The organism is Prauserella isguenensis, from assembly GCF_014191605.1.
Taxonomy (GTDB): domain Bacteria; phylum Actinomycetota; class Actinomycetes; order Mycobacteriales; family Pseudonocardiaceae; genus Prauserella; species Prauserella isguenensis.
On sequence record NZ_JACHWU010000006.1, the window covers coordinates 99,152 to 112,019 of the forward strand.

At 70.6% G+C, this 12,868-nt stretch carries 12 protein-coding genes and 1 pseudogene; 6 read left to right on the forward strand and 7 right to left on the reverse strand.

The window, feature by feature from the left end:
• Nucleotide 1: 1 nt before the first annotated feature.
• Together FHS23_RS19960 and FHS23_RS19965 are read right to left on the reverse strand one after the other, a co-directional pair.
• Nucleotides 2-787, reverse strand: a pseudogene (locus tag FHS23_RS19960) (flavin-containing monooxygenase); the annotation flags it as partial.
• A 95-nt stretch (nucleotides 788-882) separates the two neighbouring features.
• On the reverse strand, nucleotides 883-2,247 hold the full coding sequence (locus tag FHS23_RS19965) for an NAD(P)-binding domain-containing protein (protein WP_183658324.1): 1,365 nt from the start codon (nucleotides 2,245-2,247) through the stop codon (nucleotides 883-885).
• 110 nt (nucleotides 2,248-2,357) lie between these two features.
• Between FHS23_RS19965 and FHS23_RS19970 the strand changes: the two genes are divergently transcribed.
• Complete coding sequence (locus FHS23_RS19970) at nucleotides 2,358-3,197, forward strand: helix-turn-helix domain-containing GNAT family N-acetyltransferase (RefSeq protein ID WP_246382492.1); 840 nt, start codon at nucleotides 2,358-2,360, stop codon at nucleotides 3,195-3,197.
• An 89-nt stretch (nucleotides 3,198-3,286) separates the two neighbouring features.
• Here the strand turns inward: FHS23_RS19970 and FHS23_RS19975 are convergent, their stop codons facing one another.
• Entirely contained in the window at nucleotides 3,287-3,676 is a 390-nt protein-coding gene (locus FHS23_RS19975; protein WP_343054128.1) for a MerR family transcriptional regulator, read from the reverse strand.
• 243 nt (nucleotides 3,677-3,919) lie between these two features.
• Between FHS23_RS19975 and FHS23_RS19980 the strand changes: the two genes are divergently transcribed.
• Entirely contained in the window at nucleotides 3,920-5,410 is a 1,491-nt protein-coding gene (locus FHS23_RS19980) for a SulP family inorganic anion transporter (protein ID WP_183658331.1), read from the forward strand.
• Nucleotides 5,411-5,475: 65 nt separating this feature from the next.
• Nucleotides 5,476-6,189, forward strand: a complete 714-nt coding sequence (locus FHS23_RS19985; RefSeq protein ID WP_221219882.1) for a polyamine aminopropyltransferase — start codon at nucleotides 5,476-5,478, stop codon at nucleotides 6,187-6,189.
• A gap of 43 nt (nucleotides 6,190-6,232) precedes the next feature.
• Here FHS23_RS19985 and FHS23_RS19990 read toward each other — a convergent pair whose 3' ends face one another.
• Together FHS23_RS19990 and FHS23_RS19995 are read right to left on the reverse strand one after the other, a co-directional pair.
• Nucleotides 6,233-6,415: a hypothetical protein gene (locus FHS23_RS19990; protein WP_183658335.1), complete on the reverse strand. Its 183-nt coding sequence runs from the start codon at nucleotides 6,413-6,415 to the stop codon at nucleotides 6,233-6,235.
• 31 nt (nucleotides 6,416-6,446) lie between these two features.
• Nucleotides 6,447-7,064, reverse strand: coding sequence for a CueP family metal-binding protein (locus FHS23_RS19995; protein ID WP_183658337.1), 618 nt, complete (start codon nucleotides 7,062-7,064; stop codon nucleotides 6,447-6,449).
• Between the two features lie 494 nt (nucleotides 7,065-7,558).
• Here FHS23_RS19995 and FHS23_RS20000 point away from each other — a divergent pair, with 494 nt between their 5' ends.
• Nucleotides 7,559-9,535 (forward strand): heavy metal translocating P-type ATPase, encoded by a 1,977-nt coding sequence (locus FHS23_RS20000; RefSeq protein WP_343054129.1) that lies wholly within the window; start codon nucleotides 7,559-7,561, stop codon nucleotides 9,533-9,535.
• 71 nt (nucleotides 9,536-9,606) lie between these two features.
• Here FHS23_RS20000 and FHS23_RS20005 read toward each other — a convergent pair whose 3' ends face one another.
• Together FHS23_RS20005 and FHS23_RS20010 are read right to left on the reverse strand one after the other, a co-directional pair.
• Entirely contained in the window at nucleotides 9,607-9,846 is a 240-nt protein-coding gene (locus FHS23_RS20005) for a hypothetical protein (protein ID WP_183658342.1), read from the reverse strand.
• On the reverse strand, nucleotides 9,843-10,865 hold the full coding sequence (locus FHS23_RS20010) for a hypothetical protein (RefSeq protein WP_183658345.1): 1,023 nt from the start codon (nucleotides 10,863-10,865) through the stop codon (nucleotides 9,843-9,845). Before FHS23_RS20010 ends, FHS23_RS20005 begins: the two co-directional genes overlap by 4 nt.
• Before the next feature lie 337 nt (nucleotides 10,866-11,202).
• Here FHS23_RS20010 and FHS23_RS20015 point away from each other — a divergent pair, with 337 nt between their 5' ends.
• Entirely contained in the window at nucleotides 11,203-11,853 is a 651-nt protein-coding gene (locus FHS23_RS20015; RefSeq protein WP_183658348.1) for a hypothetical protein, read from the forward strand.
• A complete protein-coding gene (locus FHS23_RS20020; RefSeq protein WP_246382493.1) occupies nucleotides 11,846-12,868 on the forward strand; it encodes an SRPBCC family protein in 1,023 nt (340 codons plus the stop codon). The genes FHS23_RS20015 and FHS23_RS20020 overlap by 8 nt, the downstream gene beginning before the upstream one ends.

Below are 12,868 nucleotides of genomic sequence, written 5' to 3' on the forward strand. Positions count from 1 at the left end.
GTCACCCGCGGAGCAGCCGGCGGGTGACGTACCGGGCATCGCGACCGACCCCGCGCAACGTCGCCGACGCGAAGCTGCGCTGCCACTCCAACCCGACGTATCCCAGCCCCAGGTGGGTCGTTGACACGCCGCGTTTCTGACGCGGCAGGCCGTGGCCGTCGAGCGCACCGAGTGAATCCAGATACGACAGTTCGGGGCGGTACCCGGTGGCCAGAATGATGACGTCGACCGGTTCGCTGGTTCCGTCCTGCCACGTGACCCGGTCTCCGTCGATGCCGGTGAACACGGGCCTCCGGTCGGGCTCGCCCGCGTCGACGGCCCGGCGATAGCGGCCGTCGTCGTTGACCGGCATGCCCGGCGGGTTGCGTACGAGGTGGCCGATCGGCAGGTGGTCGAATCCGCTGACGACGGACCAGAAATGCACGTCCCTGCCGGCGATGAGCCGTGGTGCGAACGTCACCGGCCTCCGGGTCGCCAGACTCACCCGCGCGTGGTCGGCGAGCTCCACGGCGATCTGCACGGCGGAGTTCGCCCCTCCCACGACGACGACGCGGGCGCCGTCGTACGCGGTGGGTTCCCGGTAGTCGGCGGCGTGCAGGACGGTGCCGGTGAACGAGCCCAGACCGGGAAGGTCAGGCCGGTACGGCCTGCCGAACGCGCCCGTGGCCGCGACGACGAGGGGCGTCTCCACGGTCACGCCGTCTCCGGTGTCGACGCGGAAGCGCGTTCCCTCCCGCCGGACCTGTTCGACGCGGTGGCCGGCCCGGATGTCGACGTCGAGCCCTTTCGCGTACGCGCGCGTTCACACCACGTTCCCTTCTCTCGGGTTGCAGAGATCGGCGGCCGCCGGCGTTCGCCCCGCCCGGCCGCCCCAGGCCGGGTTCAGCGCGTAGCCGGAGCCGACGCGGCGGTCTCGGCGGGCGCTCCGCAGCACCCGCCGGTCCCCTCGTCCGGCTGCTCCCCCACATGCCCGTCGGCCTGCTGGTCGAAGAGGCCCGAACCACCGCAGACACCGGTGTCGGGGAGGGTGAGTTCGACCCGGCGGGCGGACTCGGGGTCGCCCGCGAGTTCGGCGGCGATACTGCGGACCTGTTCGTAGCCCGTCATCGCGAGGAACGTCGGTGCCCGCCCGTAGCTCTTCATGCCCGCCAGGTACACGCCGGGCTCCGGATGGCCGAGTTCCGCCGCGCCGTGCGGGTAGACGGTGCCGCAGGAGTGCACGTTCGGGTCGATCAGCGGTGCCAGCCGCACGGGAGCCTGCAGCGTGGTGTCGAGGTCGAGCCGCACCTCGGACAACCACGACAGGTCGGGGCGGAACCCGGTGCATACCACGACCTCGTCGACATCGGACACGCGTCGTCCGTCCACGGTGGCCAGCCGCAGCCTGCCGTGGCCATCGCGTTCGACGACGTCGGTCCGGAAGCCCGTCTCGACGGCGATGCGCCCCGCCTCGACGGCGGCCCGCGCACGGTTGCCCAGCGCGCCGCGCGCAGGCAACTGGTCGGCGGCGCCGCCACCGAAGGTGTCGCCGAACCGGCCGCGGCGCAGCAGCCACGTGATACGGGTGTCCGGCCGCTCGGCCGCGAGTTCGTCGAACACGATCAGCGCGGTCAGTGCCGAGTGACCGCTGCCCGCGACGACGACGTGCCGTCCGGCGTAGCGCTGCCGCAGCTGCAGGTCGCTCAGATCCGGCAGCTGGTGGGTGATCCGGTCGGCGGCGTCTCGTTCGCCTGCGGCAGGGAGGCCGTCGCCGCCGAGCGGGTTCGGTGTGTGCCAGGTTCCGGAGGCGTCGATCAGCGCCCGCGCCGTGATCCGCTCCTCGCCGCCGGAGGTCCGGACGTGGACGGTGAGCGGTTCCGTGTCGCGGCCCGCGTCCACCACGCGGTCTCGGCCGCGCCGTGCGACGCCGGTGACCTCGGCGCCGAAGCGCACGCGCCCACCCAGTGCCGCCGCGAGCGGCCGCAGGTAGTCGGCGGCCCACTGCGCCCCGGTCGGATACGCGTCGTCGTCCGGGCCACGCCACCCGCGGGCCTCGAGCAGTCGCCGCGCCGACGGTGCGACGACCTCGGCCCAGCGGGAGAACAGCCGCACGTGGCCCCATTCGGCCACGGCGGCGCCTGCCTGTCGCCCGCGCTCGAGGACGAGCGGCTCGGCTCCCCGGTGCAGCAGCTCCGCGGCGGCCGCCAGACCGATCGGGCCCGCCCCGACCACGACGACCGGCGCCTCGTCCTTCTCGGACACTGTCATCACCTTTCCTCGCCCGGCAGTTTCATCGATGCATATCGATCGAATAGGGCCGAGAGTATCGACGACGGTCGATGAAAGCAACCATCGACGGGCATCGATACACTGGCGGCATGCCGATCGCGCTGCGCCAAGCCCAGGTCCTGCCCACCGCGGACGCGAGCACCTACGCGGAGTGGTTCTCGTGCCTCGCGGAGCCCGTACGGGTGCGGCTCCTACACGCGGTCGCCACTAGCCCGAAGGGCATCACCGTGGGGTCGCTCACCGAGCTACTCGGGACGAGCCAGTCGACGTGCTCGTTCCACGTGCGCAAACTCGCCGACGTGGGGTTCGTCGAGACCCACAAGGAGGGCACGAGCACGGTCGTCACCATCAACGAGGCGTGCTGCAGCGGACTCCCCCACGCCGCGGACGCCGTCATGGGCGCACTGGGTCCGCGGCCCTGCTGCCCGGACGACCTTCCTGCCGACGTCACCGTGCGCGCGCTGCGCGACGAGGACTGGCCCGCGGTACGGCGGATCTACGGCGAAGGCATCGCCTCCGGCATCGCGACGTTCGAGACGGCCGTCCCGGGCGTGGCACACCTCGACGCCACGTGGCTGCCGGATCACCGCTGGGTCGCCGAGCTCGACGGCGAGGTCGTCGGCTGGACCGCCGCGACGCCGGTGTCGTCGAGCGAATACCACGCGGGCGTGGCGGAGACGTCCGTCTACATCGGAGAGAGTCACCGCGGCCGCGGAATCGGGAAGGCGTTGCTGTACAAGCAGGTCATGGAAGCCGACGACGCCGGACTGTGGACCCTGCAGACGTCGGTCTTCACACAGAACCGCGCGGCCGTCGCCCTGCACCACGCGGCGGGCTACCGCACCGTGGGCGTGCGCGAACGCATCGCCCGGCGCGACGGCCGGTGGCACGACACGGTTCTCCTCGAACGCCGCTCACCGGTGAACTGAGGCGAGGCGGCGGGTCGGTCCACCCCGCCCCAGGACGGTTTCCTCGGCCCCTCGCCGAGTCCGAAGTAGACCAATGGCGCACGGCCGGACTACGACCGTGGACGGGCGAGTTCGTCGAGGCGCCCACGGAGCATGCCGGCGAACTCCTCGGCGTTGCTGAGCCGGGCCCGCAGCTCGGCGCATCGCTGTTCCGCGATCGCTGCGAACTCGCGGAGCCGTCCCTCCCCGTCCGGAACCTGCTCCCCGGGAGCGGCGTCGAGGATGGCGAGCAGCTCACGCATCTCGTCGAGCTGGAACCCGAGCGGCTTCATGCGCATGATCAGCAACAGGCGGTCCACGTCCGGCTCGTTGTACAGCCGGAAGCCGCCCTGGCTGCGCGCGCTGGGTACGACGAGGCCGACCTCCTCGTAGTAACGGATGGTGCGCAGCGACAGCCCCGTGCGCTCGGCCACCTCGCCGATCTGCATGTGCTCGGCCACACCACACCCCTTCCTCGGCCGCGTCCTCGGCCCGCCACGGCTTCGCGCCCGTATGCGACCGCGTCATCACGAGGCTACCGATGTACCGGTGCCGCTTCTCCGCGGTCACCCGCCGGGACCTGGATCACATTCCGCACAAGACTTCCCTTACGTAACGGTAGAGTATTCGAAGTTCGGTACGAGCCCCATCGACGCGGCTCCCTCTCGCCCTTTTCGCCGCACACCTTCTGACGAAAGACGCTGATGTCACTTCCTGCTGCCCTGCGCCCGAAACTCGGCCGCCCGGCTTGGCTGTCGCCGCGCATCCTGCGCACCGAGGCACTGTCCGGACTGGTCGTCGCCCTGGCCCTGATCCCCGAAGCCGTGTCCTTCTCGATCATCGCCGGGGTCGACCCCCGCATCGGCCTGTTCGCGTCGTTCACCATGGCGGTCGCGATCGCCTTCACCGGCGGCAGGCCGGCCATGATCTCCGCCGCCACCGGCGCGATCGCGCTCGTCGTCGCACCGCTGGCGCGCGAGTACGGGGTCGAGTACCTGTTCGCGGCCGTCGTCCTGGGCGGACTGCTGCAAGTGCTGTTGGCGGGGGCCGGAGTCGCGCGGCTGATGCGGTTCCTGCCGCGCAGCGTCATGGTCGGCTTCGTCAACGCGCTGGCGATCCTCATCTTCACCGCACAGCTGCCGTATCTCGTGAACGTGCCGTGGCAGGTCTACCCGCTGCTCGCCGTCGGCCTGGCGATCATGGTCGGACTGCCCAAGCTCACCAAGGTTGTCCCGGCGCCGTTGGTGGCGATCGTCGTGCTCACCGTCTTCACCGTGAGCGCAGGCGTCGCCGTGCCGACGGTCGGCGACCAGGGTGACCTGCCCGACAGCCTGCCGATCCTCGGTGTCCCCGCCGTGCCGTTCACCTTCGAGACGCTCACGATCATCGCGCCGTACGCCTTCGCCATGGCCCTCGTCGGGCTCATGGAGTCGCTGATGACGGCCAAGCTCGTCGACGACATCACCGACACGCACTCCGACAAGACCCGCGAGTCGTGGGGCCAGGGCATCGCCAACATCGTCACCGGCTTCTTCGGCGGCATGGGCGGCTGCGCGATGATCGGCCAGACGATGATCAACGTGAAGTCGGGAGCCCGCACCCGCGCCTCGACGTTCCTCGCGGGTCTGTTCCTGCTGATCCTCGTCGTGGCGCTCGGCCAGATCGTCGGGCTCATCCCGATGGCGGCACTGGTCGGCGTGATGATCATGGTGGCGATCGGCACGTTCGACTGGCACAGCGTCCACCCGAAGACGCTGATGCGGATGCCGAAGAGCGAGACCACCGTCATGGTGGCGACCGTCGGCGTGACCGTCGCGACCCACAACCTCGCCATCGGCGTGGTCGTCGGCGTCCTGGTGGCGATGGTGCTGTTCGCCCGCCGGGTCGCGCACCTGGTGTCGGTGGAGAGCGTGCTCGACCCCGACGGCACGACGAGGATCTACCACGTCACGGGGCAGCTGTTCTTCGCCTCGAGCAACGACCTGGTGTTCCAGTTCGACTACGCGGGCGATCCGTCGAACGTCGTCATCGACCTCTCCGACGCGCACGTCTGGGACGCCTCCACGGTCGCCTCGCTCGACGCCGTCACGACGAAGTACGAGGCCCGTGGCACCACCGTCACGATCACCGGCATGAACGACGACAGCGAGAAGCGGCACGCCACGCTGGCGGGCAACCTCAGCGGGGCACACTGACGGGTTCGGGCGTTCGGGCACCGAAAGCCAGAACTCGACCCGCAACCGAAGGTGAGCACGTGACCATGCGCTTCAAGGAACTCGACTGGCAACAGACGCCGATCGGCGAGCTGTCGCTGCGCGTCCGCCGCGACCCCACGCTCGACCGCGATGTCCACGAGATCAAACTCGACGACGAGTTCCTGATGTCCAGCCTGTTCACCGTGTCGGAGACCGAACTGGGCAGCCGCGCCGTCTCGAAGCTCGACGGGACGGACCTCGACGTGGCCGTCGGCGGACTCGGACTCGGCTGCACCGCGCAGGCGGTACTGGCCGACGAGAGGGTGCGCTCCCTGATCGTGGTCGACGCCCTCGCGCCGGTGATCGACTGGCACGAACGCGGCCTGCTCCCGGCAGGTCCGCAACTCACCGCCGATCCCCGGTGCCGGTTCGTCCACGGCGACTTCTTCGCCATGGTCGCCTCCGGCCAGGGACTCGATCCGGAGGAGCCAGGCCGCCGATTCGACGCCGTCGTCGTCGACATCGACCACTCGCCGCGGCACGTGCTGGACCCGAGCCACGCCGGCTTCTACCTGCCCGACGGGCTCGCCGCCCTCCGCGCGCGGCTGTGCCCCGACGGTGTGTTCGCGCTCTGGTCCAACGACCCGCCCGACGACGAGTTCACCGCGACGCTCGCCGGGCAGTTCACGGACGTCACCGCGGAGGTCGTCACCTTCGACAACCCCCTCCAGCGCCGCGAGGCGACCAGCACCGTCTACCTGGCGCGCGCCCCGCGGTGAGCCGTTCCTGCCACCCTCGATCGCCGTCATCCGGGAATCACCGTCACCCGCGCACCCACGGCGGCACCACTCGATACGCCTGCACGTCGTCGACCACGAGCGGCACTGCTGGGCCGCATACGTGCTCGGGGGCCTCGACCGCTACCTCGGCGACACGCTGACCGTCCCCGCGGGCGCCGAGCTCCCGACGAGCTGACAACTCCGCAGCCCCGGCGGATCCCGTCACGCCTCCGGAACCTCGGACGGCCCGGGCACGCTCAGGCCAGCCGCAGATCGGTGATGCAGGTCGGATCGTCGCCGCTGCGCGTCGCGATGCGCGCGGTTCCGGCCCGACCCTCGTGCTCGATCGTCAGCTTCGCCTCGATACCCCGGGGCACCCACAGGCCGACGAAGCCGTTGTCGAAGGTCTTCCGGGTCTCGTCGACGAGTACCTCGCCGCCCGGACCGGTGAGCACGACGCGGACCGCCTCGTTGCCGAGCTCGCCCCGGCACGTGGTCAGGCTGTGGAAATGACACTCGTGGGTCTGCTGCCGGTAGGGGGCGACCGAGACATACACCTCGCCGTCGGGCATCGGCAGCTGCACCGAGCGTTCTTGTTCGTCGCTCAGGACGAGCGCGTCGGGCCGCACGGAGGCGAGCAGGCCGGACGGGCGGTCGTCGACGTGCATCCGGTCCAGCCGCTCGATGACCTCGGGGGTCTCGAGTCCGGATAGTTCGTGTTCGGCGAGCAGTCCACCGCCGGCAGCGCTGCGGGAGTCGGCCGGCGGCACGGACTCCGGACCCGGGCCGGAACAACCCACGAGTACGAGTCCGGCGATCAGGGCCGAGACGGCAGCGGTGAGCGGCTTCCGCCTCCGCGACGCGGGATGAGCCATGGCGCCATCCTCGACGAGCACCCGACCGAGGCCGCAACCGGGCCAGCAGGCAGCGCCCACCCGCCGGGCTCTCGGCCGACCATCACGATTCTCCACCGCCACGCGCCGGTCAGCTGCGAGTCGGCACGACTACTACTGGCTTACTACCCCCTAGGGGTATAGGGTATAGGAGTCGCGCTGATACGAGCGCCAGGTACGGCACAGGGGCACGACGGCCCGGGCGCGACCACTGCGGGGTCTGCGCCCTCGTACCACCCTCGATGAGGACACCGAAGGAAGTGACGGCCATGAGGCACGACCCCTCGACGCGGTCGCCCGAGGCGCCGGACCACGGGCACCACCACGAGCCCGACCCACACAGGGGCCAGGGGTCCGAGGACGGAGGACACGGCGACAACACGGCCACCCAGGACGGTGATCACGCCGGTCACGGAGACCACGGCGGTCACGGAGACCACGGCGGCCACGGACACCACGGCGGCCACGGACACCACGTGAGCCAGTTCCGGCGGTTGTTCTGGGCCATGCTCGTACTGGCCGTCCCCGTGGTCGGGTTCAATGACATGTTCGCCGACCTCATCGGTTACCGGCTGCCCGACGCCGCATGGGTCTGGTGGGTATCGCCGATCCTGGGCACCGTCGTCTACTTCTGGGGCGGACGGCCCTTCCTCACCGGCGGCCTGGGTGAGATCCGCACCCGGGCGCCCGGGATGATGCTGCTCATCGCCCTGGCGATCACGGTTGCCTTCATCGCGTCCTGGGGCGCCAGCCTGCGCCTCCTCGACCACGAGCTGAACTTCTGGTGGGAGCTCGCGCTCCTGGTGGTCATCATGCTGCTGGGCCACTGGTTGGAGATGCGCTCCCTGGCCCAGACCACGTCGGCGCTCGATTCCCTCGCCGCGCTGCTGCCGGACGAGGCCGAGAAGGTCGACGGTGACCGCGTGGTGACGGTCGCTCCCGCCGAGCTGGCCGTCGGGGACGTCGTCGTCGTCCGGCCCGGATCGTCGGTACCGGCGGACGGGACGATCGCCGACGGTTCGGCCTCGATGGACGAGTCGATGGTCACCGGCGAGTCCAGGCCCGTGCGGCGCGGGAACGGCGACCACGTCGTCGCAGGCACCGTCGCCACCGATTCCGGAGTGCGCGTCGAGGTCACGGCGACCGGCGACGACACGGCACTGGCGGGCATCCGGAAGCTCGTCGCCGACGCGCAGGCCTCGTCGTCCCGCGCGCAGCGCATCGCCGACACCGCTGCGGCCTGGCTGTTCTGGTTCGCCCTCGGCGCGGCCGCGGTCACGGCAACCGTCTGGTCACTGACCGGACTGCCCGACGACGCCGTCGTCCGCACGATCACCGTGCTGGTCATCGCCTGCCCCCACGCGCTGGGACTGGCGATCCCGCTGGTCGTATCCATCGCGACCGAACGTGCCGCCGGCGGCGGAGTGCTCGTCAAGGACCGGCTCGCGCTCGAATCGATGCGCACCGTCGACGCGGTGCTGTTCGACAAGACCGGCACGCTGACCAAGGGCGAGCCCGCCGTCACAGCGATCGAACCAGCAGGCGGCCGCGACGCCGGCGACGTACTGGCCCTCGCCGCCGCTGCCGAGGCCGACAGCGAGCACCCGCTCGCGAGGGCCGTGGTGAGCGCCGCCCGCACCCGGGAGCTGACCGTTCCCACGGCGTCCGACTTCTCCTCGTCGCCCGCCGTCGGGGTGCAGGCGACCGTGGACGGCGCAGTGGTCGAGGTCGGTGGCCCGCACCTGCTCGAACAGCGCGGAGCCGGGGAGATGGACGTGGCCAACCGGTGGCGCGATGAGGGCGCGATCATCCTCCACGTCCTGTCCGACGGCGAGGTCATCGGTGCACTGCGTCTCGCCGACGAGATCAGGCCCGAATCACGCGAGGCCGTCGACGCCCTGCACGCCGCAGGCACCGCGGTCGTGATGATCACCGGCGACGCTCGGGCCGTGGCGGACACGGTCGCGGCGGAACTCGGTATCGACCGGGTGTTCGCGGGCGTCCGGCCCGAGGACAAGGCCGCCAAGGTCGCGCAACTCCAGGAGGAGAACTACCGGGTCGCCATGGTCGGCGACGGTGTCAACGACGCCCCCGCGCTCGCCCAGGCGGACGTGGGCATCGCCATCGGCGCAGGCACGGATGTCGCGATCGGCTCGGCGGGCGTGATCCTCGCGAGTTCCGATCCGCGGTCGGTCCTGTCGGTCGCCGAACTGTCGCGCGCGACGTTCCGGAAGATGAAGCAGAACCTGTGGTGGGCTGCCGGATACAACCTGGTGTCGGTTCCGCTCGCCGCGGGTGTGCTCGCGCCCGTCGGTTTCCTGCTGCCGATGAGTGTGGGGGCGATCCTCATGTCCGCATCCACCGTCGTCGTCGCGCTCAACGCGCAGCTGCTGCGCCGACTCGAACTCACCCCGGAGACGAGTGCCACGAGAGTTCTCGAGCGTTCGAGGTGATCCGTCGACGCCGCCGGTCCGGGCCCGGTCGGCGAGTGCTCTGCCGTCACGGCGTCGCATGACGCGAGCGGTCAGATCGACGTGTCGACATCCGAGTTCGCCGTGATCCAGTGGTCGATCCGGATGTCGCGGTAGGTCGCACCCGCACGGACCGGGTCAGGAAGACGGACTCGTCTGCTACCGGAGGTCGACGTCCGATCGTCGGTGTCGACGCTGAACTCGACCCGGGTTTCGGGCGCGTCGAGGAAGGTGATCTCCGCGGCCCGCACGGTGCTCCTGAACGACACGTCGGCGGGGTCGTCGCCCGTCACCGGCGCGAGGTCCTTCCTTCCGACCGGTCGCGCTGCCTGCGCGACCCGGACGACGAGCCCCGGCGGGTGCCTCCCGTGCGCCGCTCGGGTTCTTGCTCGTCACGTCGTTCGGAGGAGCCGCGGTCGCCTCGCCGCTCGCCGGTCCCCCGACCGTCCCCGTCCCCGTCCCCGTCCTCGTCGTCGCCGTCCTCGTCGCCGCCGTCGTCCCCGTCGTCGTCACCGTCGTCGTCCTCGTCGCCGCCGTCCTCGTCGTCGCCGCCGTCCTCGTCGTCGCCGTCCTCGCTGTCGTCCTCGTCGCCGTCGACGAGCTGGTGCGCGCTGCGGCCCACCTGTTCGACGGTCTCGCCGGCGCCTTCGCCGACGTTCTCGACCGCCCCGCCGGTACCCTCGCCGACCGCGCGGGCGGCATCGCCCGCGCCCTCACCCACCTTCTCGGCGGCTTCACCGGCACCCTCGCCGACACGCTCCACGGCGCCGCCTGCGCCCGCGCCCACCTCTTTGACCGCTGATCCGGCCCCCTCGCCGACGTTCTCGACCGCACCTCCGGCGCCTTCGCCGATTTCTTCCACCGCCGATCCCGCGCCCTCACCGACCTCTTCAACGGCCCTGCCGAGGCCTTGGGTCAGTTGTTCGAGGATCTGTGGGTTGCGGTCGATCGTCGTCAGAACCCGGTCGAGGATGCCTGCGACGTTGTCCAGGCGGACGTCGAGCAGCGCCTGTGCCTCGACGCCCTTGATCTGCAGCGCCACCCGTCCGAGCTCGGCGTCGACACCGACGTTGAGCTTGAGGAGGTCGAGCACCTCGGCCTGCAGGGACACCTTCGCGCGAAGGTTCTCCACCTCCAGGCTGATCTCCTCGACCTTCACCACCGGGACGTCGAGGTGGACATCGGGCGGTGCGGTTCCTCCCGCCCGCGCCGTGACCGGCTGTCGCTGTTCAGCGCCGGGGCCGGCTCCCTCGGCACCGCCACCGTCCTGTTGCGCGCCGTCCTGTTGCGGTCGCTCGTCGCTGTCGGCCATCCGTCCACCCCTCTCGCCACGCCGCCGACGGAAGCGTCGACATGTCGGTGCCGACGCTCAGGTTCGGCCCGGTCGCCGGGACATCGGGAAGCACCCCTGCTCCGCGTTCCCGGTTTTCCGGTTCCTAGGTTCGGCTCCGCGCACCGGCTTGAAACGCCTGCGGCTGCTCGGTGCGGGCTGTACTCGGCCGATTCCCGGTGACGTGGTTGGCAGCCGATGCCCGGGGGTAAGTCTGACCCTGAAGGCGGAGCGGAGCCGCCGGCGGGCGTGGCCCTCGGGTCTCGACGGCCCTCGGGTTCTCGACGGGCAGAGGCGCCTTCACCAGCAGGAGGCCGAGATGAAACAGGGACCTCGGGTCGCCGCCGCGATGGCGATCGGCTACGCCCTCGGACGGACTCGCCGGATGAAACTGGCGCTCATGGCGGGAGGTGTTCTCGCCGGGCGGCGCATGGGCGACCGCGAGGAGCTGCCGAGCAATGCCGACGACGAGACGTCGTCATCGGCGCTGACCGGCGAGTTCGGTGCGCTGCGCGACCGCCTCGTCGACGCGGCGAGGGCGGCCGCCGTCGCCGCGGCGAGCGACAAGATCGGTTCGCTGAGCGACACTCTGTCCGAGCGCGCCGCCGACATCCGTTCCCCGCGAGCCGATTCGTCGCGCGACGCCGACGAGGAGGCAACAGCAGGAGCCGAACGCGAACAGGAACCTCCGGGCGACGAGAGCGAACAGGACGACGACAGCCGCGACACAGCAGCGCAGGAGTCGTCCGTCGACGACGGGCGGGACCGCGACACGGCGAGCAAGTCGGGAAAGTCGGGCACGGGCGCCCGCGCACCGCGCGAACCGGCCACTCCGGGTGGGCCCTCGGCGGGCGATCTCGAGGCGGCACCCAAGAAACCGAAGAAGCCGAAAGCGGCCTCGTCGTCGCGGGATTCGTCGTCGCGGGGTTCGTCGTCCCGCGGGCGAAAATCGGACGGTAGCGATGAGTGACGCCGAACAGCGCGAACGAGGATCCGCCCGCGGCATGGTGGAAGAGCTGCCGCTGGAGCATCTCAAGGAAGCCGGCCAGGACCTGCTCGAAGCGGTGGTCTCGCGGACGGTCGGCTCGATCACCGACGCCGTCTCCGACCTGACCGGCCGGCTGAGCCGCGTCGCCGACAACGGGGGTTCCGGGCTGACCGCGGCACTCACCGGTGCGAAAGACCTGGCAGAAGGCAAATCACCGCTCAAGGCCGCCCTGAACGCCGGGATCGGCGGGGCGAAGGACAAAGTCGAACGAGCCGTGGGAAGCGGCGGCAGCGGAGGGACCGGCAACGTGAAGGTCGTCAACATCGTCGAGGAGTTCGACGTGGGGCTCCCGCTTCGCGTCGCCTACAACCAGTGGACCACGTTCGAGGACTACCCCAGCTTCACCAGGAAAGTGGAGAAGGTCGAGCAGGAGTCCGACGAGAAGATCCAGTGGCGTGCCCAGATCTTCCTCTCCCACCGGGACTGGGAATCCACCATCGTCGAACAGGTTCCGGACGAGCGGATCGTGTGGAAGTCGACCGGCGCCAAGGGCTACGTCGACGGCGCCGTGACGTTCCATGAGCTCGCGCCGACGATGACGCGCATCCTGCTCGTCCTCGAATACCACCCGCAGGGCTTCTTCGAGAAGACGGCGAACCTCTGGCGCGCGCAGGGGCGACGGGTGCGCTCGGACTTCAAGCACATCAAGCGCCACATGATGACGCGCACCATCCTCGACCAGGACGAGGCCGAGGGCTGGCGCGGCGAGATCCGGGACGAGGAGGTCGTCAGGACCCACGAGGAAGCGCTCGACGAGGAGCAGGACCGGGACGGGACGGCCCGGGACGAGGACGAACTCGACGACGACCCCGGCGACGACTCCGATCTCGACCAGGGCGACTCAGACGAAGGCGACTCCGACAAGAGCGACTCCGACGAGGGCGAGCAGCGCGCAACTGCGCGGCGCAAGATAGCGGGGTCGTCGCGGTCGAAGTGA